The sequence below is a fragment of the Rheinheimera faecalis genome (assembly GCF_021290965.1).
In the GTDB taxonomy this organism is placed as follows: Bacteria; Pseudomonadota; Gammaproteobacteria; order Enterobacterales; family Alteromonadaceae; genus Pararheinheimera; species Pararheinheimera faecalis.
The window spans coordinates 133,681-159,168 of record NZ_JAJOYT010000002.1; the positions used below are offsets into that span (position 1 = coordinate 133,681).

General features: G+C 45.8%; 21 protein-coding genes. 14 read left to right on the forward strand and 7 right to left on the reverse strand.

What is annotated here, in order from left to right; all coding sequences use genetic code 11:
• Positions 1-281 precede the first annotated feature (281 nt).
• The 4 genes from LSG34_RS04245 (at position 282) to LSG34_RS04260 (ending at position 6,157) form a co-directional block, all read left to right on the forward strand.
• Positions 282-2,987, forward strand: a complete 2,706-nt coding sequence (locus LSG34_RS04245; protein ID WP_233007576.1) for a TonB-dependent receptor — start codon at positions 282-284, stop codon at positions 2,985-2,987.
• Positions 2,988-3,055: 68 nt separating this feature from the next.
• Positions 3,056-4,075, forward strand: a complete 1,020-nt coding sequence (locus LSG34_RS04250) for a cupin-like domain-containing protein (RefSeq protein ID WP_233007577.1) — start codon at positions 3,056-3,058, stop codon at positions 4,073-4,075.
• 206 nt (positions 4,076-4,281) lie between these two features.
• The gene (locus tag LSG34_RS04255) at positions 4,282-5,001 is read left to right on the forward strand and encodes a SapC family protein (RefSeq protein ID WP_233007578.1); all 720 of its coding nucleotides are present in this window, start codon (positions 4,282-4,284) and stop codon (positions 4,999-5,001) included.
• Between the two features lie 196 nt (positions 5,002-5,197).
• Positions 5,198-6,157 carry a Gfo/Idh/MocA family protein gene (locus LSG34_RS04260; RefSeq protein ID WP_233007579.1) on the forward strand — a complete coding sequence of 320 codons (960 nt, stop codon included), beginning with the start codon at positions 5,198-5,200 and terminating at the stop codon, positions 6,155-6,157.
• Positions 6,158-6,193: 36 nt separating this feature from the next.
• On the opposite strand, the gene LSG34_RS04265 is transcribed toward LSG34_RS04260, so the two are convergent.
• Positions 6,194-8,761 (reverse strand): family 20 glycosylhydrolase, encoded by a 2,568-nt coding sequence (locus tag LSG34_RS04265; RefSeq protein ID WP_233007580.1) that lies wholly within the window; start codon positions 8,759-8,761, stop codon positions 6,194-6,196.
• A gap of 348 nt (positions 8,762-9,109) precedes the next feature.
• Between LSG34_RS04265 and nagK the strand changes: the two genes are divergently transcribed.
• From nagK to LSG34_RS04290, 5 genes are read left to right on the forward strand one after another with little or no spacing between them, the layout of a single operon-like run.
• The gene (gene nagK, locus LSG34_RS04270; RefSeq protein ID WP_233007581.1) at positions 9,110-10,018 is read left to right on the forward strand and encodes an N-acetylglucosamine kinase; all 909 of its coding nucleotides are present in this window, start codon (positions 9,110-9,112) and stop codon (positions 10,016-10,018) included.
• 37 nt (positions 10,019-10,055) lie between these two features.
• Positions 10,056-11,054, forward strand: a complete 999-nt coding sequence (gene nagB-II, locus LSG34_RS04275) for a glucosamine-6-phosphate deaminase NagB-II (RefSeq protein ID WP_233007582.1) — start codon at positions 10,056-10,058, stop codon at positions 11,052-11,054.
• A 10-nt stretch (positions 11,055-11,064) separates the two neighbouring features.
• Positions 11,065-12,177, forward strand: a complete 1,113-nt coding sequence (gene nagA, locus LSG34_RS04280; protein WP_233007583.1) for an N-acetylglucosamine-6-phosphate deacetylase — start codon at positions 11,065-11,067, stop codon at positions 12,175-12,177.
• Between the two features lie 57 nt (positions 12,178-12,234).
• Entirely contained in the window at positions 12,235-13,539 is a 1,305-nt protein-coding gene (gene nagP, locus LSG34_RS04285; protein WP_233007584.1) for an N-acetylglucosamine MFS transporter NagP, read from the forward strand.
• Between the two features lie 18 nt (positions 13,540-13,557).
• On the forward strand, positions 13,558-14,649 hold the full coding sequence (locus LSG34_RS04290; RefSeq protein ID WP_233007585.1) for an acyltransferase family protein: 1,092 nt from the start codon (positions 13,558-13,560) through the stop codon (positions 14,647-14,649).
• A 58-nt stretch (positions 14,650-14,707) separates the two neighbouring features.
• Here LSG34_RS04290 and LSG34_RS04295 read toward each other — a convergent pair whose 3' ends face one another.
• Both LSG34_RS04295 and coaD read right to left on the reverse strand, forming a co-directional pair.
• Entirely contained in the window at positions 14,708-16,123 is a 1,416-nt protein-coding gene (locus LSG34_RS04295; RefSeq protein ID WP_233007586.1) for a capsule assembly Wzi family protein, read from the reverse strand.
• A 114-nt stretch (positions 16,124-16,237) separates the two neighbouring features.
• The gene (coaD, locus tag LSG34_RS04300; RefSeq protein ID WP_233007587.1) at positions 16,238-16,723 is read right to left on the reverse strand and encodes a pantetheine-phosphate adenylyltransferase; all 486 of its coding nucleotides are present in this window, start codon (positions 16,721-16,723) and stop codon (positions 16,238-16,240) included.
• A 107-nt stretch (positions 16,724-16,830) separates the two neighbouring features.
• Between coaD and LSG34_RS04305 the strand changes: the two genes are divergently transcribed.
• The 5 genes from LSG34_RS04305 to LSG34_RS04325 all read left to right on the forward strand — a co-directional run bounded on the left by LSG34_RS04305 (position 16,831) and on the right by LSG34_RS04325 (position 22,294).
• Complete coding sequence (locus LSG34_RS04305; protein WP_233007588.1) at positions 16,831-17,490, forward strand: TetR/AcrR family transcriptional regulator; 660 nt, start codon at positions 16,831-16,833, stop codon at positions 17,488-17,490.
• Positions 17,491-17,627: 137 nt separating this feature from the next.
• The gene (locus LSG34_RS04310) at positions 17,628-18,824 is read left to right on the forward strand and encodes a glycine C-acetyltransferase (RefSeq protein ID WP_233007589.1); all 1,197 of its coding nucleotides are present in this window, start codon (positions 17,628-17,630) and stop codon (positions 18,822-18,824) included.
• A 10-nt stretch (positions 18,825-18,834) separates the two neighbouring features.
• Complete coding sequence (gene tdh, locus LSG34_RS04315; RefSeq protein ID WP_233007590.1) at positions 18,835-19,857, forward strand: L-threonine 3-dehydrogenase; 1,023 nt, start codon at positions 18,835-18,837, stop codon at positions 19,855-19,857.
• A gap of 144 nt (positions 19,858-20,001) precedes the next feature.
• Positions 20,002-21,102: an FAD-binding oxidoreductase gene (locus LSG34_RS04320; protein ID WP_233007591.1), complete on the forward strand. Its 1,101-nt coding sequence runs from the start codon at positions 20,002-20,004 to the stop codon at positions 21,100-21,102.
• Between the two features lie 361 nt (positions 21,103-21,463).
• The gene (locus tag LSG34_RS04325; RefSeq protein ID WP_233007592.1) at positions 21,464-22,294 is read left to right on the forward strand and encodes a hypothetical protein; all 831 of its coding nucleotides are present in this window, start codon (positions 21,464-21,466) and stop codon (positions 22,292-22,294) included.
• A 7-nt stretch (positions 22,295-22,301) separates the two neighbouring features.
• On the opposite strand, the gene LSG34_RS04330 is transcribed toward LSG34_RS04325, so the two are convergent.
• The 4 genes from LSG34_RS04330 to LSG34_RS20715 all read right to left on the reverse strand — a co-directional run bounded on the left by LSG34_RS04330 (position 22,302) and on the right by LSG34_RS20715 (position 25,478).
• Positions 22,302-23,258 (reverse strand): tRNA-dihydrouridine synthase, encoded by a 957-nt coding sequence (locus tag LSG34_RS04330; RefSeq protein ID WP_233007593.1) that lies wholly within the window; start codon positions 23,256-23,258, stop codon positions 22,302-22,304.
• A gap of 65 nt (positions 23,259-23,323) precedes the next feature.
• Complete coding sequence (locus tag LSG34_RS04335) at positions 23,324-24,196, reverse strand: HDOD domain-containing protein (RefSeq protein WP_233007594.1); 873 nt, start codon at positions 24,194-24,196, stop codon at positions 23,324-23,326.
• Between the two features lie 102 nt (positions 24,197-24,298).
• Positions 24,299-25,273, reverse strand: a complete 975-nt coding sequence (locus tag LSG34_RS04340) for a tetratricopeptide repeat protein (protein ID WP_233007595.1) — start codon at positions 25,271-25,273, stop codon at positions 24,299-24,301.
• 70 nt (positions 25,274-25,343) lie between these two features.
• Entirely contained in the window at positions 25,344-25,478 is a 135-nt protein-coding gene (locus LSG34_RS20715; protein ID WP_082335703.1) for a DUF2256 domain-containing protein, read from the reverse strand.
• Between the last annotated feature and the right edge of the window lie 10 nt (positions 25,479-25,488).

The window sequence follows — 25,488 nt, forward strand, 5'->3', positions numbered from 1 at the left end:
GAATAATTTTAAAAATTATTTATATGAATCATGTAGATAGATGAATTTTTTATCTTTGCTGTCAGAGCTGCTGGCGATAAGCGTTATAAAAAACAGTTCTAACGAAACATTCCCGACTTTTAAAATTCGTTTAAATTTTCATCTAAAGGAGTTTGCAAAGCTGATTTTTTTTGTGTATGTTAAATTTCAATGACAGCGTTGTCATGAAGGAATCATGAAAATCTGTTGTTTCAGGACATAAAAAATCATCGCACAAAAAATCAGGAATGGGAGAGAAGCTTATGTTGCACAATAAAATGAATAAATGTGCCGTAGCAGTCAAGTTAGGTCTGATGGTTGGAACAGCTGTTTTAGCGCTGCCAACTATGGCTGATCAGGCTGCTGCAGATGGCGCGGCAAAAGAACAACAGGTTGAAGTGATTCAGGTCAGAGGGATCCGGGCATCACAAGAAGCCAACTTAAATGCGAAACGTTTTGCTAATTCTATAGTCGACGCTGTAACTGCTGAAGATATAGGTAAATTTCCGGATAAAAACGTAGCTGAATCTTTATCACGTATTACTGGTGTTGGCGTCAGTCGTGAGTTTGGTGAAGGCGAAAAAATTACAGTACGTGGTGCAAGTTCTGCGACTAACCGTACCTTATTAAATGGCCAGACGGTAGCGACAGCAGATTGGTTTATTCTGGATAACCCAGGTCGCAGTTTTAACTACACTATGCTGCCATCTGCTCTTGTTTCTGATTTAGAAGTATACAAGTCCCCTATGGCCAGCATCGACGAAGGCTCTATTGGTGGTACTGTTTTATTACGTACCCGTCGTCCCTTGGCCTTAGAGCAAAACACTGTAAATCTGGCGTTAGAAAGCCAATATTCAGATTCGTCGGAAGAGTGGGATCCACAGGTTTCAGGTTTATATTCCTGGAAAAATGATAACGAAAATTTTGGTGTGCTGGTATCGGCTATTAAACAGGATCGTACTGTAGTACGTCAGGGTATTGAAATCCTTGGCTGGCCGACCAACGCTGATTTAGATCTGAAAGTTCCAAGTCATATAGGTGTGCCTCGTTTTGAACAAGCGCGTGAACGTGAAACTCTTTTTGTGTCTTTGCAGTCCAGACCAACAGACAGTCTCGATATAGTGCTGAACCTGCTTGACTCTAAAGTAGACGCAAACAACCACAACCAAAACTGGCTGATTTTCCCTAACAACCATGCCGCAGATCTGACGAATACCGTCATAGAAAATGGCAGTGTGGTGGCGGGTGAAATGGAAAGCGGTGGCCAGGCGGCTTACAACTTTATCAACAGGGTTTCATCCACTGAAACAAAATCCTTTGATCTGGATTTGAACTATGTTGCTGATGAGTACGAGCTGCATACTCAAGTTGGTCAAACGAAAGCTAAAGGTGGTACTTACCGCGAAACTTCATGGGAATATACGCCAATAGGCGGCACTGGTTATTCCTTTGATTTACGTGGAGACAAACCATCTGCTTCTACTACAGTAGACGCAACAGATCCTACACAATTTCAGGCAGGCTGGATTTGGGGTGGTTCTAAACCAACAACTGATGAAGAAACTTATGGTCAGTTTGACTTCACCATTCCGGTAAAAGCCGGTGTGTTTAATTCAATTAAAACCGGTGCCAAATATCGTGCTGCAGAACGGACTCAGGACAGACTGGCTTACAGCTGGCACTGGCCTTCCACTATAGATGCAAGCAGTGGGTCACCAAACTACATGGCTTACATTTTCTCAGAATGTAATACCTGGGATAAATGTGGTTTGTATTCAGGCAACACCAGTATTGATGCTGTTGTGAACGGTAATATGACGCAACAATTTTTCCATAACCGTGACGCGATGGAGAGTATTGCCTTTGGAGGCCTCAATGGCTACGCTGCCGATTATGCTCAGCATTTGAATCTGGCCGAAATTTGGGCTGTAGAAGAAGATATCTTATCACTCTATCTGCAAGGTGATTTTGAAGGCGAAGGTTTCAGAGGTAATCTTGGTGTTCGTTACGTCAGCACCGATCAAACCTCTGGCGGTTATGAATTCTCCGGAGAAACCTGGGGTTTAGCCACAGTGGTTAGTAAGCTGGATCCGTCCAACCCTGACTATCTGACTCCTGAAATTCTGGAATGGCGCACAATTGACAATGATTACAGTGAAGTGCTGCCAAGCATGAACCTTGCATTTGATTTGTCAGAAGAGCAGATCCTGCGTTTTAGTGCTGCCCGTGTTATGGCTCGCCAAAACTGGAATGACATTTCTACTGTACAGACTTATGGTTCATTGAATGTGGCTCAGCCAACAGGTAGTGCCAGTAACCCATATCTGAAACCACAAATCGCTGATCAGTTCGATTTGTCCTGGGAGTGGTATTTTGATGCGTCTTCTCTGCTTGCCGTCACTTATTTCCATAAAGATATTAAGAGCTATCGTAGCTTCTCTACCTTTGTGGACCAGCGTTACTGGGAAGAAGGTGATGAATGGAAAGACGTGACGTTTACCCGTCCTGAAAACGGTACTGGTGGTAAGACAGATGGTATAGAGTTGTCATATCAGCAATCATTTGGTGATTTTGGTGTGACTGCTAACTACACCTACACCAATGCTGAACGAGATGAAGAACGTGATCTGACGAAGCCTGGTTCTGGCTTAGTGGAAGGTACTTCAGATCAGATGGTGAACTTAAGCGCTTATTATGAGACTGATGTGTTCAGCACTCGTCTGATGTATAACTACCGCACTGAGTGGTACAAAGGTTTGCATTTCAACGGTGACGAACTGTGGAATGATGCTTATGGCCAACTGGATGCAAGCTTCACTTATAACCTGACTGAAGCTGTGAGTCTGTCACTGGAAGCAGTGAACTTAACAGATGAGCAAGTGGTTGAATACAATACAGATGAAGCTCGTTTATTTTCTATCTACGAAAATGGTCGCCGCTTTACAGCTGGTATAAGAATGGCGTTCTGATAAACGCTGTTTGGCAAAAGCTAAAAAGGGGTTAACTATGTTAACCCCTTTGTTTTATGGAGAAAGGTATGCCATCACAGATAAAATGCTGGCAGCAGGTGACAGTTGAACAATTCAAAACAGAGATATTTCCGGCTGGTCAGCCTGCTGTTTTAAAAGGTTTTTTTAATTCCTGGCCATCAGTGCAGTCAGCTCTTCAGGGTGAATCCCAGTTTTACCAATACATGTCATCACTGGATTCAGGTGCACAGCTTGATACCTTACTCTTAGCTCCACAAACCCGGGGACGTATCTTTTATAAAGAGGGGTTGGAGGGATTTAACTATGAAAAGCGTCATTACCCTCTGTCCGCTATTTTAACGCAACTGTTCAAAACCAAAGAACAGCCGGATGCCGTGCGTATTGCCGCTCAAAGCGCACTTGTCTCTGAATGTTTGCCTGGTTTTATGCCTGAGAACCAGAATCCACTGCTTTCAGAGGATGTGATTCCGAGGATTTGGCTGGGGAATAAGGTTTTGGTTCCTGCCCATTTTGATGATGCAGAAAATCTGGCCTGCGTGATTGCGGGACGCCGTACTTTTACGCTGTTTCCACCGGAACAAGTGGCAAATATGTATATAGGTCCGCTGGATTACGCTCCTACCGGAACACCTATCAGTCTGGTCGATTTTACAAACCCTGATTTTCAGCGCTATCCAAAAGCACGACAGGCATTAGAGCAGGCCCAGCAGGCTGAGCTGGAGCCAGGTGATGTTTTGTATATCCCGGCATTGTGGTGGCATCAGGTAGAATCCACTGGTAGTGTCAATCTGTTATGCAATTACTGGTGGGACGGGTCCATTGGTACAGCAAATAGCCGGCCTTCTCCTTTTAGCAGTCTGTTACATAGCCTGCTGAGTTTCAGGCAACTACCACTGCAACAACGTAAAGCCTGGCAGGCGATGTTCACTCATTTTTTATTTCAGTTGGACGATGATGCTTTCACTCATATTCCGCAAGATAAAAAAGGCATCCTCGGACAATCCGCTTTTTCCAGAGAGGCAGCCATAAAACAGTGGCTAATTAAAGAATTAGAGAAAGCTGAGTAGTGCATAAAACGTTCATAGCGCATCAGGACTGCACTTCACAGGCAAAACTACTGTTAAATATTGCCAAAAACTCTGTATTTTCTACTAGTCTCGAAGCAGAAACTGGGGTAAGTTGGGCTCTAAATTTAGCATACATCAGTCTGCTGTAAATTGGTCGTTAACCCGAAAAAGGGTTAGATTCGTTAATGATGTAAAAGGTACTATTCATGTCACTGCAAATTGCCCCGCTACAAAAAGAAAAACACGCACAAACAAAAATTAACACTGCAAGTCCATTTGCCTTTGCGCAAGAGCAGCACATTCTGCCAGTAGTGGTACAGGAGTTTGTGCGTATTGGTGCGGAAATGCCGATAGTTTTTATCAAAGACGCTGCATCAGATCGTTTTGATGTTGTGGCTATGCTGGGCTTGCAAACCGGCGAAAACCTGATGGTTGCTGATGGCAAATGGCAGGGTTTTTATGTACCAAAAGTATTATGGAATCACCCGTTAATTCTGGCTGATGATCCAGGCAAAGAAGGCCAGCTGCTTGTTGCATTGGTTGAATCAAGCCCAATGGTGAATACTGAAACAGGACATCCATTATTTAATGAAGATGGGTCAGAGTCTGATTTCCTGAAAGCCCGCGTTGAGATTATGCGTGAGTTTTTCCAGCAGTCTCAAACAACCCGAATTTTTAACAAAGCTTTGGCAGATTTGGATTTATTGGTTCCTCAGACTTTAACTATTAAGCTTGAAGGTAAACCGCGTGAAATCACAGGTATCTACATAGTTGATGAGAAAAAACTGAATTCACTGTCTGATGAGCAGATATTAGATTTGAACAAACGCGGCATGATGCCAGCGATTTATGCTCATTTAATGTCACTGCAGCAAGTACAGCGTTTAGGTGAGCGTGTTAATAAAGCAGCAGCTGTTGCCGCCTGATTGCCCTGAACCCGATCAAGCAGCACCGCAAGTGCTGCTTTTTTTTGCCTGAAAATTGTCCTCATCAAACTGTGGTGTATCTTCTGTTTATGCGTTGTGAGCCCAGGTGTGAATTGGTACTCTGAAGCTATTGGCAATCTTTGCTGTGCGCTTTAAAGCGCTAATTAATGAAGTACGGAGGTATCAGGTGCAGCAGGTGCGGTGGGGAATTATTGGCTGTGGCAATGTCACAGAATTAAAAAGTGGCCCGGCTTTTAATAAAGCTGAGCAATCCAGTTTAGTGGCCGTGATGCGTCGTGACGCGGCCAAAGCTGAAGATTATGCGAAACGCCATCAGGTACCTCGTTGGTATAGCGATGCGCAGCAGTTGATCAACGACCCTGAAGTGGACGCTGTCTATATTGCTACTCCTCCTGACAGTCACAAAGACTACGCCTTGCAGGTCGCTGCTGCGGGCAAAATTTGTTGTGTTGAAAAGCCGATGGCGCTGAATACCGCTGAATGTATTGAAATGACAGAGGTGTTTGAGCAAAAGCAGCTGCCTTTGTATGTGTCTTATTACCGTCGCTCTTTACCACGTTTTTTACAAATCAAGCAGTGGCTGGAAGAAGGGCTGATTGGTACACCGCGTCAGGTGCAATGGAGCTTTAGCCGAACTCCAAATAGCGCGGATTTAGCTGGCCAGTACAATTGGCGCACCGATCCATCTAAAGCCGGTGGTGGTTATTTTATTGATTTAGCCAGCCATGGTCTGGATTTATTGTTGTATCTGCTGGGTGATGTGGTGGATGTGCGTGGTATCAGCCTGAACCAGCAAAAGCTCTATGCGGCTGAGGATGCGGTATCTGCGGTTTGGCAACTTCAGTCAGGTTGTTTAGGCACTGGATTCTGGAATTTTGCAGCGGGTGAGCGTAACGACAAAGTAGTTATTTACGGTAGTAAAGGCCGGATTGAGTTTTCAGTGTTTGAAAACGAAGCTGTACAGTTGTTTACAAAAGAGCAGCAGCTGAGTCTGGACATCCCTCATCCGGAAAATATCCAGTTTTACCATATTCAGGCTATGGTGCAGGACTTACTGCATGGCACAGGTCATCCGTCCACAGGCAAAACTGCGTTAAAAGCCAGCTGGATGATGGAGCAGATTTTAAAAAGTTAAGGGCTGGAGTCTATGACTCCAACCCGCAATTCTCATCTAATCCAGCTTAGTGACTCTGCTGGTTGCTCCATTTTTTGCTTTAGTCCGCAGCAGTAAATTACTGCTGACGTTCACTGCTTCGGAATAAGGTAACCAGCTTTGGCCTTGATCTTCACTGTATTCGACCACTAAACCAGGCCAGGCGCTGTTCGCCAGCAATAAGCCGTCTTGCAGCACTGCACCTGGTGGTGGCAGATACAAGGCCACACCAGCTTCTGCTAAACGTGGTAATTCCTTTTGAGTTAAGGTCCAGCCAAAACGTTGCCAGTCTTGTTGTCTGCTTTCAGTGTCTGGTTCTGCACCTTCCCAATCGGCTTTGTGCCAGGCCCGCTCTGCCAAAGCCAATAAGCGTGGATACAACATTTGCTCCAGCTGTTGTGGGGTACGAATGGTTTCAGTCCAGATTTGCCCCTGAATACCGAGAATATTTTCGGGTTTCTCTAGTTTGGGCAGTTCCTTACCTAACAAGACTTCTAAATCTTCAATCACTTTACCTTCACGGGTTTTATCGGCATTGGCATATAAATCATCCGGCATATAACCAAATACTTTGGCGACATCAGTAAAACGGGCCGCCCAGTAGTAACCACGTTCTTCCGGGTGGGCTTCGTAAGGGTGGTCAAAATACAAATGGGTGCCATGCGACAACACCACCTGATAACCTGCATTGGCTAAACGATAAGCACGATCACCAACGCCCCATTCCCAGATGTTATCCCAAACGTTGGCATACACCTTTTCATTGGCAAATTGCTGACGGTTAAAAGGATTTTTGGCGTCATACATCAAGCCATCTTCCCAGCCACCTAAAGTGAGTTGTCGATTGGCTGCCAGTTGGGCCACTTTGGCGACAAAATAAGGTTTTAAATCTGCTACGCCTGCAACCGCATTGTCCGGTGTTGCTATCAGCTGCTGACAAGCTGGAGAGGCGGTCCAGGAACCAACGCCTGTTTCATCACCGCCCATATGGAAAGTACTGAGTTTTAATCCAGCCTGACGGTACATTTGTTGTAGTTCATAAATGACTTTATCAACAAAGGCATAAGTGGAAGGCAAGCAGACATTGATGGAGTTGTCTGTGTAGTTTTGCACTGTCATATATTTAGATTGATCCAAAGGATCGGACAATAAATACTGCGTCGCTTCTGCTTCTTTGCCTTGTTCTTTTAGTGTCAGATAACGAGCCTGCATGGCTTTTACCGCAGCCCGGGCGTGACCCGGCATATCTATTTCCGGGATGATCTCAATATGACGAACTGCGGCATATTTTAGAATTTCAATAAAGTCCGCTGTGCTGTAATAACCATTGCCGTTGCCTGATGGAAAAGGACCAGTACCGAGCTGAGTCAGCAGACAGCTGCGCTCAGATAAATCAAAACAACGTTTTGCGCCAATTTGAGTCAATTCGGGCAAGCCAGGGATTTCAATGCGCCAGCCTTCATCTTCGGTTAAATGCAGATGCAGTTTATTCAGTTTGTAGCGTGCTAACTGATCAATCATTCGCAAGGTGACTTCTTTGCCATGGAAGTTGCGCGCCATATCGTAATGCAAACCCCGCCAGCCAAAACGTGGCCAGTCCTTGATCGTCAGATTGGGTAACACAGTGCGCTCGCCTTCAACAGGAAGCAGAGCCAACAAACTTTGTACTGCATAAAAAGCACCGGCGTTGTCATTGCCACTCAAGGCAATTTGTTCGTCGTGGATCACCAGTTGATAGCCTTCAGCTTGCTCTTTTGCCTCGACAAGGCCTACTGCAATAACAGGCTGGTTATCAGCTGGTTTTTTTGTCGTCAAAGCTAAAGCTAAACCAGTGATTTGTTTTAATTGTTGCTGCAAATAGCTCGCTTCAGCGGTTAAGCGGCCACTGTGATAAATCACCCAGTCGGTGGTTAGTTTAGTTTGGCCACGCTGGTAACTGATCTGTTGTGGGCTTGGCACTATGGACAATTGCTCTGGTTTTTCAAAGGCAGATAGTTGCTGCTGATTAAGCACAAAACGGCTTTGGCTGGTGGCGATAGGGTATAAGTCTGGTCCAGGATTATTAAAGCGTTGCAGCTGCTCAGCTCTGGTATAGGGCTCAACAAAACGACTGAAATCTTCAGTATCCGTATTGGCAAAGATTTGCGGTTTTAAGCCTTTAGCTGTAATAAAAGCGCGTGGCATCCAGTCACTGTAACTGACCATCGAAGAGGATGGAGAAAAAGTAAGGCGCAGTTGCTCGCCTGGTTTTAAGCCTTTAAATTTTTTACCCGGAGTCAGGCTGTGTAAGTCGCCTTGTACATGCTGCAGTATCAACCCCTGTTGTTCTGCAGCTTCCTGTTTTCTGATCGCATGAAAATACAACACCCAGTTGCCTTCACCTGCAACCAGAGTTTGAGACGACTTATTATTCAGAATAAGCTCGACCTGACCTTTTGGGACTGCATCCGAGGTAAAATTGCTTTTAACCGCAAACTTTAATTCAGTGTTTTTGGCAAATTCAGCCAATTCTGCCTGAGTAAATGCCTGAACTTGTCCGCTAAAAAAGTAACTAATACAAAGCCATAGTAGTAAAAAATACTTCATCGCACGCTCCCCTAAACAGCGGTACACTGTACCGCAGGCTATTCCCTGATAAATGACTCTGGCATTTGGCATCTTTTAAAAGTGCAAAGTGACAGAACAATGACAAGGTAGACCTATTTTAATTGATTGATTTTAAATGTTAATTTACTTATTTTTTTGCTTATCTAAAAAAATTAAGCTCGATTTTTAAACAAGGGTCTTGTTATTTGTCAAAATTATTATATGCTGAATTGAAAAAATGACAACGCTGTCAATTCGGTTTTTGATGAAATAATGGACAGCAACAGGTGAAAGCTTAATCTTAGTGGATTAACGCTGACCAGCGGACAATGTAACGAGGTTGGTAGGATGACTACAGCAGTAGGCTATGATGGCCCGTTTTATTTAGGTGTAGATGGTGGCGGCAGTAAATGCCGGGTCATTATAGTCACAGAAGACAACCAGGTCATAGGTGAAGGCTTATCTGGTCCTGCGAATCCATTGCGTGGCATGAAAGTCGCCACAGATTCTATTCTTGCGGCCACTCAGCAAGCTTTAACTTGTGCTGGTATGGCGTTTAAAGATATGTCCAAACTTATTGTTGGTGCAGGTTTAGCCGGCGTCAACATGCCTGAATACTATCGTATTTTCTCTGAATGGCAGCATCCGTTTCAGGAACTGCATTTAACCAGCGATTTGCATGTGGCCTGTATTGGTGCGCATCAAGGCGGCGATGGTGCTGTGATTATTGCGGGCACTGGTTCTTGTGGTTTGGCTGATGTCAAAGGTCAACTGATTGAAGTAGGCGGCCATGGTTTCCCTTATGGTGATAACGGCAGCGGCGCCTGGATAGGCTTACAGATGGTGCATCATGTGCTGTTAGCCAAAGATTTATTAGGCCCACAGACTTTATTAACCGACTTGTTATGTAATGAATTAAAGCTCAGCCAAACCTTGGCTTTGGTCGATTTCTTTATGCATGCCACTCCAACAACTTATGCCAAATATGCGCCTCTGGTTTTTACGGCGGCAGAGCAGGGTGATGCTCTGGCAGAACGGATAGTGCAGCAAGCAGCTGCTCATATCAGTGCGATAGCCCAGCGATTGCTAAGCATCAATCCTCCCCGTTTGTCCTTGATTGGTGGTTTGGCTCACAAGTTACAACCTTATCTGGCTTTAGAAGTGCAGCAAAAAGTGACGCCAGCTATAGAAGCACCTGAATTTGGCGCCGTCTGGTTTGCCAGGCAACGTCAGCACAAAGCCCAACGAATTTCTTAACTTGTTTCTTAACTAATTAGCTGTGAGTGATACCAAGATGACCCGAACCATTATGGCGCAGGAAGCTGCAGAAGCACCAAGCCGGATCCGCGAACAATTAGCTGCCAATGCCAGTCGTATTGCCGACATAGTGGCGCTTATCAAACAAAAGCAACCGCGTTATGTTTATATGGTCGGTCGTGGTTCCTCTGATCATGCTGGTGTCTTTGCCAAGTATCTGATTGAAATTGAAATAGGTTTACCTGTTGCAGCAGCAGCACCTTCTATTGCCAGCGTGTACAACAAGCAACTGGATTTAACAGGTGCATTGGTGCTGGTGATTTCACAATCAGGTCGTAGCCCGGATATTCTGGCTCAGGTGGCAATGGCCAAAGCAGCTGGCGCTTTAGTGGTTGCACTGGTCAATGATGAAAGTTCGCCTTTAGCTGAACAGGCCGATCAGGTGATACCACTGAATGTAGGCGTTGAAAAAGCTGTAGCTGCAACCAAAAGTTACCTTGCGACCTTAAGTGCTTTGTTGCAACTAGTGGCGGCCTGGTCTGGTAACAGCCAGTTGCAGGATGCGGTGATTAGTCTGCCAGAATTGCTGCAGCGTGCTATTGAATTGCCTGCTCAGTTAACTGCACAGTCATTGCAAGGTGTTGAGCATTTAGTGGTGTTAGGTCGTGGCCCAGGTTATGCCATCAGCCGCGAAATTGCGCTGAAACTCAAAGAAGTTTGTGGCATTCACGCTGAAGCTTTTTCCAGCGCTGAATTTCTGCATGGCCCGGTAACTTTAGTAAAAGATCAGTTTGCTATTGTTGATGTCAGCATAGCGGATGAAGCCAATGCAGCTCATCAGGCACAAATTGCTGAAGTACGCAGCCGAGGTGCCCGTATTGTACATTTGCATCATGCTGACTTGTTATCTAATCCACGGGTATTACCACTGGCTCTATTGCAGCGTTTTTATCTGGATGTCGAAGCTGTGGCTCGTAGCCGCGGTGTTAATCCGGATGCGCCTCCTGGCCTGAATAAAGTCACTAAAACAGTCTAACGAGGTCCTGATGCAACAGATTTCAGTAGCCCGGCTTTTTGATGGCCAGAACTGGCAACAGAATGTGACCTTGACGATTGAAGCGGGTCGCATTCATTCGATTTTGCCTGCTGATGGTCCGGTCCTCCAGGGCACTCTGGTGCCGGGTTTTATTGATGTTCAGGTGAATGGCGGCGGCGGTGCCTTGTTTAATACAGATACCAGTCTCGAAGCGCTGCGTACTATGGTCAAAGCCCATGCTCAATTTGGCAGCACGGCTTTATTGCCCACAGTGATCACTGATTCTGTAGCCGTGATGCAACAAGCCGCTGATGTGATAGCTCAGGCTATTGCCACTAAAGAACCCGGGGTTTTGGGTGTGCACTTTGAAGGCCCGCATTTGTCTGTGCCAAAACGAGGCGTACATCCGCAGAACTTTATCCGGCCTTTATCTGAAGCTGAGCTGACGATTTATCGTCGCACCGATCTTGGCATCAAGCTGGTGACAGTGGCGCCTGAGAACATCAGCCCTGAACAAATTAAAGAGCTAGTCAAAGCCGATGTCATTGTCTGCTTAGGCCACAGCAATACAGATTCAGCTACAGTGCAGGCTGCTTTGGCCGCCGGAGCTACGGGATTTACCCACTTATACAATGCCATGTCACCTTTAACTTCGCGTGAGCCCGGTGTGGTAGGGGCAGCACTTGCCGATCCACATAGCTGGTGTGGCGTGATTTTAGATGGCTTGCATGTACACCCACTGGCAGTGAAAGTGGCGTTAGCAGCCAAACCTAAAGGCAAGTTGCTGATTGTCACAGACGCTATGTCACCTGTTGGCACCAATCAAACCGAGTTTGATTTTTTTGATGGCAAAGTGATTCGGGACGGCAACAAGTTAACCAACTTAAACGGCAACCTGGCGGGTTCTGTGCTCGATATGGCCAGCGCGGTTTCTTATGCGGTGAAAGAACTTGGCCTTGAGCTTGCTGAAGCTGTGCGTATGGCGTCTTTGTATCCGGCTGAGTTTTTAGGCATCAGCGCGGAGCGTGGACAAATCCTGGCGGGGGCCAAAGCTGATCTGGTGTTACTGAATGACGAAGGTCTGGTACAGCAGTGCTGGCTGGAAGGTCGTCCTTCTATCTAATCGTAAAAATATCCAATAAATTCAAAATAATAATTATTAAAGCAACAGGAAGGAATTATGGAAATGACAGTTGAGACTCCCAAGGCGCGCAGCAGTATTGTGCCCATGGCTATAGTGGCCATGCTGTTTTTTGTGCTGGGTTTTGCTACCTGGCTGAATGGCTCTTTGATGCCTTATTTAAAGCAGATGCTGCAGTTGAGCCCTTTGCAGGCATCGCTGGTGGTGTTTTCCTTTTATATAGCTGTGACTTTTACTGCTCTGCCATCAGCCTGGCTGATCCGTAGAGTCGGCTATAAAAATGGTATGGCTTTGGGCATGGCGGTGATGATGCTGGCAGGGCTTTTATATATTCCAGCGGCGCAAACTCAGACCTTTGGTTTATTCCTGCTGGCTCAGTTGGTCATTGGTGCCGGTCAAACCTTATTGCAAACCGCTGTGAATCCCTACGTGGTAAAAATAGGACCAGAAGAAACTGCTGCTGTGCGCATCAGTATTATGGGGATCCTGAATAAAACCGCTGGTGTTGTTGCCCCTTTAGTGTTTACTGCTCTGATTGTTAGTGGTTTTACTGCACCAGTTGGAACAGCCCTGAATGCTGAGCAAATTGACGCCATGGCCGCCAGTCTGGTGTTGCCTTATCTGGGGCTAGCGGTGTTTTTAGGTTTACTTGCACTGGCTGTGAAGTATTCACCTTTGCCTGAGCTGGAAAAAGAGTCAGATACTGGCACTGGTATCGATCAGCTAAAAGCTGTGTTGGCCAAACCTGCGCTGGTGTTTGGTGTGTTGTCTTTATTTGTTTATGTGGCTGTCGAAGTGATAGCTGGCGACACTATAGGTTTATTTGCTTTATCCCTCGGGGTTGAACGCTACACTGTGATGACCTCTTATACCATGGCCTGTATGGTGCTGGGTTACATCTTAGGCATAGTGTTGATCCCACGGGTGTTATCACAACAAAAGGCCCTGGCTGTTTCTGCACTCTTAGGCCTGGCACTGACACTGGCTATAGTGTTAGGCGACAGCAGCTCTTATCTGATTGCAAACACCTTATTGGTACCTTTTGGAGGCACAGCCTTACCCGATACCTTGTTATTTATCGCTATTCTTGGTTTAGCTAATGCCATCGTTTGGCCTGCGGTCTGGCCTTTGGCTTTATCCGGCTTGGGAGCTTTAACCAGTATAGGTTCAGCCTTGCTGATTATGGGCATTGCAGGTGGCGCTTTTGGTCCGCTGTTTTGGGGTCTTGCCAGCAGCACTGGTCTTGGACAGCAGGGGGCTTATCTGGTGATGTTACCTTGTTACGCTTTTATCCTGTTTTATGCAGTTAAAGGGCATAAGTTAACCAGCTGGAAAAGCTCTTAATTTGTTATAGGTGGCTGCATGTCTTCACCACGTTTTTATGCGCTGGATGCTTTACGGGGTTTAGCCATAGCTTTAATGATCCTGGTGAATACACCAGGATCCTGGCAGCATGTCTATAGTCCGCTGTTGCATGCGTCCTGGGATGGTTTTACCTTTGCCGACATTGTGTTCCCTACCTTTTTATTTGTGGTGGGGGCCGCGATGTTTTATTCACTGAAAACAACTGAGCTTTCTAAGGAAAGTTTCTGGCGTATCAGTAGCCGGGCTTTCAAACTGATTGCTATCGGTGTGCTGTTGAACTACGTGCCTTTTAGTGTGGAGCTGGCCGAGCTGCGGCTGCCAGGCGTATTGCAGCGTATAGGTTTGGCCTATTGGTGCGCTGCGTTATTGGTGTTAAGTGTCAAACGCAGTTATTTGCCTTTGATTGCCGTAGCTTTGGTGTTGTTGTATTGGCAGGCTTTGGTGTTGGGTGGTGGCGAGCAGCCTTATAGTCTGGAGCATAACCTGGTGCGGCAATGGGATCTCGCCATTTTTGGTGCTGCACATTTGTATCAGGGTTTTGGTGTAGCTTTTGATCCTGAAGGTCTTTTAAGCACTTTGCCTTGTGTAGCGGCGGTGTTGATAGGTTTTGGCACAGCGTCAGCTTTGCAGGGCAAGCAGCACAACCATGCGCTGCGGCTGTTGTTGTTATCCGCAGTAGCCTTGGTGGTTCTGGCGGCGCTTTGGCAATTGCTTTGGCCTGTGAATAAAGCCTTATGGTCCGGCAGTTATCTGGCGCTGAGCAGCGGTTTAATTTTACTGTTATTAGCCATTCTGGTTTGGTGTATTGATATCAAAGGCTGGACCGCTTTGGCAGAACCTTTAAAAGTTTATGGGACTAATCCGCTGTTTATTTATATCTTGTCCTGGCTCTGGGCTGTGCTGATTGGCCAGCTGATCTTTATTCCCACTGACGCAGGTTCAGTATCGCTGTATCAATGGGGCTTTGAGCAGTTAGCTTTGGTTTTCCCTGCCAAACTGGCGTCTTTTGTGTTTGCTGTGCTGCACGTGATTGGGTTTTGGTACCTGTCGTTGCTGCTGTATAAACGCAATATAGTGATTAAGCTGTAAAAAGGGGTCAGATCACATTATTTGCCAGGCAAATAATGTGATCTGACCCCTTTTTTATTTAGAACCTGTATTCCCAGGTGGTGGCTGCTGCCACTTCATCAGTCCCTTCAGCCAGTAATGGCGATTGATCCAGATAACGTAGCTGTAAGCTGAGTAAGCCATTAAAGAAGGGGCGTCTGTGTTCCGCTTTCGCCTGCCAGCTTTGTTCACTTTCACCGGCATTGTCATAATAATTAGCCAGATACAGATGGCCTGACCAACTAATACCATCATAGGTCTGGTAATGATAACCGGCACTCAGTACCCGTGCATCTTTGCCATAACCGCTGCCAATGACCCGACCATATCTGCTGTAACCTTGAGGATATAACTGGCCCTGATAGGCGCAATCGCCTTTGATCACTGAATCCGGGCAATCAATATAAGTATCTGAGTACTCCATATTGACTGTATGAATGCCTGTACTATTGCCCCAATAACTGCGTACTCCAGCCAGTAACAACGGATTATCCGGCCAATCTTCGGCATTATCATCGTCGGCCAGTTCCACATAAGCGGTCAGAGGCTGGTTTAGCAGATTAAAGTGGTAACTTGCGTCTATAGCCGCTCTTTGGTCTGAGTTGGTGTCTGATTCATCTTTATTAACAACCACATCCCACCAATCGCCAAAGCCATTATTTTGGCCCTGGCCACCCCATTGACTAACACGGGACACGCCCAGCTCCAAACTGGCAGTAGGTCTGAAGTTAAAGCGTCCACCCCAGTAGCGGGTTTGACTGACAGCACTTTGATGTTCACCTAAACCTATAAAGGTGGTGAAGCTCCATGGGCCTAACCAGTTCAAGACTGGCAAATCTATCGCATCCCAACCATGACGACTTAAACGCACAGAAGGCAAGGGTCTGGCATTATTGCTTTGTAATAATGCGCTTTGTTGACCCGGTCCCCACCAGGTACTGATCTGATCGACGGACAGCACCCAGTTGCCCAATAAGGCGGCAAGATAACTGTTGTCGTAAGTTAAATCCTGTTCAGTACTACCGTCGTGTAATTTGCGATAATGCACTTCTGAGCGGCCAGCAAAGATATCATTCTGAAATTCACTAAACACTGTGATACTGGCTTTTTCTGAATAAGTTTCGCCAAAACTCTGAATACCCATTTCCTCTGAGTTGGCTTTCAGTTTAATACCCGCAGTTTTGTCACTTTCATTGACATTCAATGCCTTGCGCACATGAGCCAGAGCAAAAGTCACTTCTTCGCTATAACGGCGATTGGGCACCATGGCCAAATCTTTGGCGATATTTTTCCACATCAATGGATAGGTATTCACAGGACCACTGATTAAACCTGCATGAGACAAAGTTTGCAGAGACTGGCGCAGGTAATTATCTTGCGTATCCATCCAGGGGGTGGCTTGTGCTGATAAGGCCAGAAAAGCCAAGGTAAAAGTACTAAGCTGAAGTTTTTTCATTAGGACTAGAATCCGTGTTTTAAACTAAAATGCGATGAACTTATTCTTCAATGCCTGCCTGGCATCTAACTATACCGTGATGAACTTAGGCTTCAATGCCTATCGGGCATCAAACTAAACCGAAGCAAATTTGTGCTTCAATGCCTGTTCTACATGAGAAGCAACAAAACGGCTGACATCGCCGCCATGGCGGGCTACTTCTTTCACTAAAGTGGAAGAGATAAAGGTATTTTTTTCTGAAGGTGTCATAAATAAGCTGTCTAAATCCGGGTTTAACTGACGGTTCATACTGGCCAGCTGAAACTCGTATTCAAAGTCGGCTACAGCGCGCACACCACGTAACAGCACCTGAGCCTGATTATTTTTGGCGAAATCGGCCAGCAAACCAGAAAAACCCACCACTGTCACATTAGCAATATCAGCAAAACATTGTTCCGCTAGTTGCACCCGTTCAGCAAGAGTGAAAAGAGGTTGTTTACTGGGGTTGGCTGCTACAGCAACAATCACCTGATCAAATAGAAGTGCTGCCCTTTGTACTAAGTCGCTATGGCCATTGGTCAAAGGGTCAAAAGTACCGGGATAAATTGCTTTGGTTTTCATTGTTTTGTGCTGATCCCTGTGCTGCGTAAATACACGACTAGAGTTTTTAATCGAATTGGCGTTACTATAGCAAATTAATAAAAAATAAATAAAAAAGAAATACGCGGATGGACAAGAAGCTAAGAACCAAAGACAAGATACTGCAGGCAAGTATCGAGTTGTTTAACCAGCAGGGTGAGCGTTGCATCACCACCAATCATATAGCAGCACATCTGGGTATTAGCCCCGGCAATCTGTATTACCACTTTCGCAATAAAGAAGACATAGTGCGGAATATTTTCCGTGAGTATGCCAAGTTACTGGAAAACAGACTGCAACCGCCAAGTCAGCCTTCAGAAGCGCTGGATTCCCTAGCTCAGTATCTGGATGTGGTGTTTGAACTGATGTGGCGTTTCCATTTTTTTTATGCAAACCTGCCGGATATTTTATCGCGCGATCAAGCCTTGCAGCAGGATTATTTAACTGTGCAGAAAGCTGTACTGGCAAAAGTAATTTCTGTATTAAGTGCATTAAAAAAGGCTGGTGTGATAGCCATAGATGATGCTGATATCGCCAATTTTGCTCATACCATCAAACTGGTAGTGACTTTTTGGATCAGTTATCTAAAAACTCAGGAGCCACAAACCACCATGAACAAAGAGCAGGCTTATCTTGGTGTGCTTAAAGTGCTGCTGTTATTTAAACCTTATGCCACTGCTAATGCTCTGCCACGTATAGAAAAATTGCAGCAGCATTACCAGGCATTATCCGGTGATCAGAGGCTCTAAACTTTTGAGTGGCAACAATTTGCTACGCAACTAATCCGATCTGCAGCCTTTTCTGACAGAAAAGCGCTGCATCCCTGACGGCTAATGATTACAATACTGCCGTTTTTACCAAGCCCTCAGCCTCTTTGGAGAAAGTTATGCGAACGACTCCTTTCCTTGCACACTTACAACAACAAATAGAAGACGTAAAAGTGCAGGGCCTGTACAAAGCTGAACGAGTGATAAGCTCTCAACAGCAAGCAACAGTGACCGTAGGTCATGAACAGGTTTTAAATTTTTGTGCCAATAACTACTTAGGTTTAGCCAATAACCCGGAACTGATTAAAGCCGCCCAGCAAGGTCTGGACTCCCACGGTTTTGGTGTGGCGTCTGTGCGTTTTATCTGCGGTACTCAGGATATTCACAAAGAACTGGAACAAAAAATCAGCGGCTTTTTAGGCACTGAAGACACTATTTTGTATTCCTCTTGTTTTGATGCCAACGGTGGTTTATTCGAAACCATTTTAGGTGCTGAAGACGCAGTAATTTCAGATTCGTTAAACCATGCTTCTATTATCGATGGCGTGCGTTTATGTAAAGCTAAACGCTACCGTTATGCCAATAACGATATGGCCGAATTAGAAGCACAGCTGAAACAAGCTGATGCAGATGGCGCACGTTTTAAACTGATCGCGACAGACGGTGTGTTTTCTATGGATGGTGTGATCGCTGACTTAAAATCCATCTGTGATTTAGCGGATAAATACAATGCGTTGGTGATGGTTGATGACAGCCATGCTGTAGGTTTTGTTGGTAAAAATGGCCGCGGCACCCACGAATACTGCGACGTGCTGGAACGTGTTGATATTATTACCGGCACTTTAGGCAAAGCCTTAGGTGGTGCTTCGGGTGGTTACACTTCAGGCAAAAAAGAAGTGATTGAATGGTTGCGCCAGCGTTCGCGCCCTTATTTGTTCTCTAACTCTTTAGCCCCTTCTATTGTTACAGCGTCCATCAAAGTACTGGATTTACTGGCGAACGGTGACGCGCTGCGCGCTAAGTTATGGGACAACGTCAGTTATTTCCGCGAAAAAATGTCAGCTGCAGGTTTTACGCTGGCAGGCAAAGATCACGCTATTATTCCTGTGATGTTAGGTGATGCCAAAGTAGCAGCAGAAATGGCGCGCCGTATGCTCGCTGAAGGCATTTATGTAGTGGGTTTCTCTTTCCCTGTAGTGCCAAAAGATCAGGCGCGTATCCGCACTCAGATTTCTGCCGCACATAATAAAGAACATCTGGATAAGGCCATCAACGCCTTTATTCGTATTGGTAAAGAAATGGGCGTAATTGCCTGAGGACGCCATGATGAAAGCATTAGCAAAATTAAAAGCAGAACCGGGTATTTGGCAAACCGAAGTGGAAATGCCAAAAGTAGGCCCGAATGACGTTCTGATCAAAATCAAAAAAACCGCTATTTGTGGCACCGACGTGCATATCTACAAATGGGATGAATGGGCACAAAAAACTATTCCTCATGGCATGGTCGTAGGTCACGAATATGTCGGCGAAGTAGTGGACATGGGTTCTGAAGTCCGAGGTTTTACCAAAGGCGATCGGGTATCAGGTGAAGGCCATTTAGTTTGCGGTTTCTGCCGTAACTGCCGTGCTGGTCGTGTGCATTTATGCCGCAACACCATTGGCGTCGGTGTAAACCGTGAAGGTTCTTTTGCCGAATACCTGTCTATTCCGGCTTTTAACGTCTTTAAAATTCCGGACAATATTCCGGATAATATAGCTGCTATCTTCGACCCATTTGGTAATGCAGTGCACACTGCTTTGTCTTTTGATTTAGTAGGTGAAGATGTACTGATCACAGGCGCTGGCCCTATCGGCATTATGGCCGTCGCAGTAGCGCGCCATGTCGGTGCCCGCCATATCGTCATCACAGACGTGAACCCATACCGCTTAGAGCTGGCGCGTAAAATGGGTGCGACCCGTGCTGTAGACGTCAGCAAAGAAGATTTAAAAGACGTGATGAAAGAGCTGGGAATGACCGAAGGTTTTGACGTAGGTCTGGAAATGTCAGGTGTGCCTTCAGCCTTTCGCGGCATGTTAGACACCATCAACCATGGCGGCAAAATTGCCATGCTGGGTATTCCACCTTCAGATATGGCAGTGGACTGGAACAAGGTTATTTTTAAAGGCCTGGTCATCAAAGGCATTTATGGCCGTGAAATGTTTGAAACCTGGTACAAAATGGCCAGCTTAATTCAATCAGGTCTGGATTTAAGCCCAATAGTCACTCACGAAATGCCAATGGAAAACTACAAGGAAGGTTTTGAGATTATGTGCTCAGGCCAATCCGGTAAAGTCATACTCAACTGGTAATTTGACAGGGGCAGAGCTTTGCTTTGCCCCTGCATCCCGCTCTCTGTTTCACTCTGTTTTCTACTATTGATTTCCCGCTTGGCAGTCTAAATGCGATCTGTTATCATTTGATAATCATTCTTATCTGAACTCGCGACGGCTCCAATGATCGCCCTGACTTTTGCTCTGCTGTTTTTGACATTCTTCTTATTTGGCCGTGGTTATTGGCAGCATATTGCTTTGCCAAAATTACAGAACCAGCGTTTGGCACTGCAATTGGTGCGGGTGAAACGTCAGGGCAAGTATCTGAAGTTATGGTTGCAGCATCCGGACGGCATGCTATTACCCAAAGCCAAAGCGGGTCAGCATATTCTGTTGTATGGCAAAGATTTACAGGGCAAACCTGTCAGCCGCGCTTATTCACTGGCGCAGGATTGCAGTCAGCAGCGTTATTACCAACTGGTGATCAAAGCTGAAACGGATGGCCGTTTAAGTCAGGCTTTATTTGCGCATTTAAAAGTGGGTGACTTAGTTGAAAGCTCATATCCACGTGGGCATTTTTTATTAAACCGCTCACGTCAGCCGTTGGTGCTGGTGGCAGGTGGTGTAGGTATCACGCCTATGCTGGCGATGGCTTATGCTGCTATCCGGCAAAAACGTCAGGTGTTTCTGGTGTATCAGGCGCGCCATCTGGAAGATATCGTATTTTATCCGTTACTGCGGCGTTTGCCCCGTTTACAACTTCGTATTGCTTTGACTCAACCGCCAACTGACTGGCAAGGCTTTAAAGGCCGTATTGATGCAGGTTATTTATATAAACTCGCAGGCCCTCAGGCTCAGTATTACTTTTGTGCTTCGGCAAAAATGGTGGAGCAACTGATTTATGATCTGGGCATTTTAGGTGCGCAGCATTGTTATGCCGAGTTTTTTAGTGCTTCGGCAAGCGAACAAAGTTTCCCTATCGAAATCAATGGTGTATTTGCTGACAGTCAGGGTCATAAATCAGTGCTGGATGCTATTCTGGCCGCGAGAGTACCGCTGAATTACGACTGCAAAGGCGGTTCTTGTGGCCTTTGTAAAGTTCGGGTGGTACAAGGTCAGTATCAACAAGTACTGGAACCCAGCATCAGTTGTGGTGGGGATGAAGTACTGGCTTGTTGTATTCAGCCGACTTCGGCTTTGGTGTTGAGTGCGGATATTCAGTCCGAAGATTTACCGCCAGAGCAGTCGGCAGGTTTAATGCTTGCCACAAACAGTCATTCCTGAAGTGATTTTCTTCTGTACTCGATGTAATGTTTGTCGGGTCTGTATTATGAATTTGAGTTTGTACCCTCCGGGTGGGGTCACTTTCTTTTGCGCCGCCAAAAGAAAGTAACCAAAGAAAAGGCGGCCCCTGACCGCTGCGAAAGCCCGCTCAAAAAAGTGCGACCAAGGCGACGCAGCAACTCGTTCGTCGCTACCGCTCCTCGCTCAAACACTCTGCGTCTTAAAACCTTGGCCACCCATTTTTGAACGGCTTGCGGTTAAGGGGATGTTTGACTCATGAATATATATTGATAAGTAATCGGAACTAGATTAGATTTCCAATTCAACGCTTTATGGTTTTCGACAAGGACAGTTGTAAATAATGAGCCAGAACCCATTTTCTTTTTATGACTTTCTCGGGTACATGATTCCAGGCGCTGTGATGTTGTACCTTCTTACTTTTATTTTCGGTTTTGACGGTCTGGTGGTTTTGTTTGGTTTAAAGCAATCTGCGGCTGATTCGTCTGTAAATCAGATAATGAGTTATATCCCATCGGTACTGACCTCATATCTTCTCGGCCATATTTTGGCTATTGGCTCTTCAGCTATAGTCGAAGCTTATACCAACTACGCAAACGGATATCCCTCTGAGTTTTTGTTTGATGCTGATAAAAAAGGATATTTTTCCAGTAAAGGTGGGTGGCGTAATCTTGGCAGATTAGTTTTGTGGTTTGTCATTTTGCCAATATCTGCCTTGAGCCTATTACTGAACGGTATTCTTAGAATCAGAATGTTTAATCAGGCTAAAAGTCTTCCTGACCCTCTGAGAGCAACAGTATTCAGCAAATGTTTAAAAGTTTTGGAAGAGGAGATCGGCGTCAAAGTTGGTGATATGGACATATCCCGTGGAGTAGACGGAGATTATTTACGTCTTCTATACCATTTTGCTTTTGAGAATTCTGAACGCCATGCTGGGAAGCTACAGAATTATGTAGCTTTGTATGGATTAACACGTAACGTTTCTTTTGTTTTTGTAATTCTCTTTTGGGGCAGTGTATTTGCAATGTTTACTGGCAAGATGGCCGTGAGTTGGTTGTTGGTAATGACATTCGCATGTCTATCTTTTTTATTTTACATTGGGTTTGTGAAGTTTTATCGACGATATAGTTTGGAAGCGATAATGGCTGTAAGTGTTTATTCTAGAAAGAAGTAAACATCACTTAAAGCTTCTCCAAAGCCCCACGCAAAGTCGCTACTAAATCCGGTGCTTTTTGTTGCAAGCGCAATTGCTGGAACAAAACTTCGGCTTCGGCGTATTGCAACTTCAGGTAACTAAACCACTGTTTGATCCGGTTGGAATAATACAGGCCTTTATCGCCTGCTATTTCGTAGTCAGAGTACTGCAATAACAGCTCCAGCACTTGAGGCCATGGCATTTTTTGATGTTTGCCGCTGGCAAAATGCTGTTTGATGTCCCGCGCTAGTCCAGGGCTGGCTAATGCGCCGCGACCTAACATTAAATCCGTGCTGCCGGATTGTTCTAAACATAAAGCTGCATTTTCTGGTGTCCAGATTTCGCCATTGGCGACCACATTCAAAGGTATGGTTTGACGGATTTGTTTGATCCAGGGCCAATACGCAGGCGGTCTGTAGCCATCACTTTTAGTGCGGGCATGGACTGTCAGCTCGCTTGCTCCGGCCTCGTAAATAGCGCGGGCGTTGTCCAGAGTTAAACTGGTATCGTCAAAACCTAAACGGATTTTTGCCGTGACTGGAAACTGGGATGGTACTGCATCACGCACAGCTTTAATAATCTGGTACAGGGTTTCGGTTTCTTTTAGCAGCACAGCGCCGCCGCGGCTTTTATTGACTGCTTTGGCCGGACAGCCAAAATTCAAATCGACACCAGGAGAGCCCAATTGCACGGCACGCACGGCATTTTCGGCAAGCCATTGCGGCTCCTGACCTAACAATTGCACCCGCACCGGCACACCGGCTGGAGTAACTCCACCTTGCTTTAATTCAGGACAAATACGGGTAAAAACCCGGTTTGGCAAAAGTTGGTCTACCACCCGGACAAATTCAGTGATGCATAAATCAAAACCACCAATACGGGTTAACATATCCCGCATTAAATGGTCCACCACACCCTCCATTGGGGCTAATACAATACGCATCTTGAATAAAACTCTGGTTAACTAAAATGAATCCATAAACAAAAAGGGAGCCGAAGCTCCCTGTCTCAGGCGTGGTATCTATTTGGCACACCTTGCTGTTGCAGGTAGTCGCCTAGGTCGTGCAAGGCCAGTTCGTCCAGCTCCAGAATGTCCAGAATAGTGGCTTTATGCTGATCCCATTCCTGATCCATGTCTAAATCCAATAAAACTTTGCTTTCATCCGTCATATGCTCAGCCAGTTTAAGCAAAGCAAATAAACGTTTTTCGTAGATATCATCAGACGCCAGGATCAGCGCATGGCTGTGGTGATAAGCAATCACATTGGTCAGCTCCGGAGCTAAACCCCAGGACTGAGCAATCATATAACCCAACAATTCATGGGTGGTCTGAAAATTCTGATCTTCAGCGTCAGACATGCTGTAGCCCGCTAAATGAGCTTGTTTCAGCACTTTGGCATAATCTTTAAACTGGCTGCTGATCAACAACATGCCGGCGTTATGGAATAAGCCTAAGCTGTAGGCATCGTCAGCGCAATCTGTACCATAACGCAGCTGCTGAGCCAATAAAGTCGCAGCATTGGCCACATTACCGGCGCTTTGCCACAGGTTTTCAGTGAAGCGGTCAGTCCGGCCTTCGCTTAAGGTAAAACGCAACACCACAGAGCTGACTAATTTAATCACCCGGGTTAAACCTAAGAACTTACAGGCATGTTCTACAGAGCTGATTTTTCGACGCAAACCAAAATACACAGAGTTCACCACTTTGAGGGTGAAGCCTGCAATACCCAGATCCTGATTGATCAGTTCAGCAATACGCTTGATGTTCGGATCATCACTTTCAATTTCTGCTTTGATACTTAATAAAACAGTTGGCTGAGGAGGAATAGTAAAGCCACTTAATGCTTTTTCTACCTCGGCCATATTAATTGCTTTTGCCATGCTGCGATTCCAGCGAACTGAGTGATGAAATAAAGTGCATATAGTAAAAGGCCTGCGCCCAAAAAGCAAAACGGGATCCATCCCATTCAGATAAATCAGGCTTCAGGCCTTTTTCAGTTGTTTTGTCAGCTTCTTCAGCTCGTCCTCAAATCGATCATCATCTTGCTGTGGTTTTTTAATCTGCTGAAACAGATCCTGAGCTTTGCCTTTTTGTTTTTGGATCAGGTAAATCTGCGTAAGGCGCAGCTGCGCCCAGCCGAATCTGGCATGGTCGCTGTCCTGATAAAAAGCCAGATATCCTTCCAGTGCTTGTTGTCCTGCGACAGGATCTTGTTGCTCTGTGGCCGCAAGCCGACCCAATTGGTAGTAATAACTTTGTTGTTCTGATAAATCCGTCGCTGCAGCTGCGGCTTTTTGATACTGGGTAAAAGCAGTGGCGTGGTCTTTATTTAAACTGAGTAAATTGGCATAGGTACCCAGCAGCGTGGCATGGTCTGGCTGCTGCTGTAATTGTTGTTCTAAGAGTTTCAGCGCTTGTGACAACTGATCGTCCTCCAGCAACACATCCACTGTGGCCAAGGTACCTTCTGGCTGATGTTTTGCTGCCAAAGCTTTGGCCAGTTTTTCTGCTTCTTCGGTATCACCTCCTGCAATAGCGGGAGCCTGCAAATAAAAGCCGATCAGGGTTTGTTGTGCTGCCAGGTTGGCCGGATCGGCTGCTACCGCCTGACGCAGAAAAGCCAGACCAGCCTTGGCGTATGAGCCTGCAGACAAAAAGCTGCTGTCTTGTGCCAGATTCAACTGATTGAGCCCGGCCAGCCGCAGTAACTCCGCATCATTCGGATACTGCGCCAGTGCTTTATCCGCCAGTAGTTCCGCTTGTTTTGATTGGCGCAAGCCCAGCATGGTTTTTAACTGCAGGACCAGCAGGTCTTTGTTGCTTAGATCGGTGACGGGGCCTAACTGGTGTTGTAACAGAGTAAATTTATCCCGCTCCAGCAACTGCTCATAGGAGCTTAAATCGCTGGCGGTGAGAGTAAAACTGCTTAAAGCGGCAACCAAAAACAACGTTTTCATTTGAAGATCCTGTAAGTAAGTTAACGCTTATTTAACAGGTTCAGGTCGTTGTAACACAATAGGCCGAAGGTCACTTTTTACGTCTACAACGCTCTGAGCAGTATTTCACTTCAGGCCAGTTTTTTTGCCATTTTTTCCGCCAGCTAAAAGCCAAACCACAGCAGGCGCAGATTTTTTGAGGAAGATGTAATTTATGATGGGTCATACAGGCTCCG

Coding starts and splice junctions, on each gene's coding strand:
- LSG34_RS04335 (WP_233007594.1), bottom strand. CDS start 24,196: ATGGCAAAAGCAATTAATATGGCCGAGGTAGAAAAAGCATTAAGTGGC.
- LSG34_RS04305 (WP_233007588.1), top strand. CDS start 16,831: ATGGACAAGAAGCTAAGAACCAAAGACAAGATACTGCAGGCAAGTATC.
- LSG34_RS04250 (WP_233007577.1), top strand. CDS start 3,056: ATGCCATCACAGATAAAATGCTGGCAGCAGGTGACAGTTGAACAATTC.
- LSG34_RS04340 (WP_233007595.1), bottom strand. CDS start 25,273: ATGAAAACGTTGTTTTTGGTTGCCGCTTTAAGCAGTTTTACTCTCACC.
- LSG34_RS04290 (WP_233007585.1), top strand. CDS start 13,558: ATGTCTTCACCACGTTTTTATGCGCTGGATGCTTTACGGGGTTTAGCC.
- nagP (WP_233007584.1), top strand. CDS start 12,235: ATGGAAATGACAGTTGAGACTCCCAAGGCGCGCAGCAGTATTGTGCCC.
- coaD (WP_233007587.1), bottom strand. CDS start 16,723: ATGAAAACCAAAGCAATTTATCCCGGTACTTTTGACCCTTTGACCAAT.
- nagK (WP_233007581.1), top strand. CDS start 9,110: ATGACTACAGCAGTAGGCTATGATGGCCCGTTTTATTTAGGTGTAGAT.
- LSG34_RS04245 (WP_233007576.1), top strand. CDS start 282: ATGTTGCACAATAAAATGAATAAATGTGCCGTAGCAGTCAAGTTAGGT.
- LSG34_RS20715 (WP_082335703.1), bottom strand. CDS start 25,478: ATGACCCATCATAAATTACATCTTCCTCAAAAAATCTGCGCCTGCTGT.
- nagB-II (WP_233007582.1), top strand. CDS start 10,056: ATGACCCGAACCATTATGGCGCAGGAAGCTGCAGAAGCACCAAGCCGG.
- LSG34_RS04325 (WP_233007592.1), top strand. CDS start 21,464: ATGAGCCAGAACCCATTTTCTTTTTATGACTTTCTCGGGTACATGATT.
- LSG34_RS04320 (WP_233007591.1), top strand. CDS start 20,002: ATGATCGCCCTGACTTTTGCTCTGCTGTTTTTGACATTCTTCTTATTT.
- LSG34_RS04295 (WP_233007586.1), bottom strand. CDS start 16,123: ATGAAAAAACTTCAGCTTAGTACTTTTACCTTGGCTTTTCTGGCCTTA.
- LSG34_RS04265 (WP_233007580.1), bottom strand. CDS start 8,761: ATGAAGTATTTTTTACTACTATGGCTTTGTATTAGTTACTTTTTTAGC.
- LSG34_RS04255 (WP_233007578.1), top strand. CDS start 4,282: ATGTCACTGCAAATTGCCCCGCTACAAAAAGAAAAACACGCACAAACA.
- LSG34_RS04310 (WP_233007589.1), top strand. CDS start 17,628: ATGCGAACGACTCCTTTCCTTGCACACTTACAACAACAAATAGAAGAC.
- tdh (WP_233007590.1), top strand. CDS start 18,835: ATGAAAGCATTAGCAAAATTAAAAGCAGAACCGGGTATTTGGCAAACC.
- LSG34_RS04330 (WP_233007593.1), bottom strand. CDS start 23,258: ATGCGTATTGTATTAGCCCCAATGGAGGGTGTGGTGGACCATTTAATG.
- nagA (WP_233007583.1), top strand. CDS start 11,065: ATGCAACAGATTTCAGTAGCCCGGCTTTTTGATGGCCAGAACTGGCAA.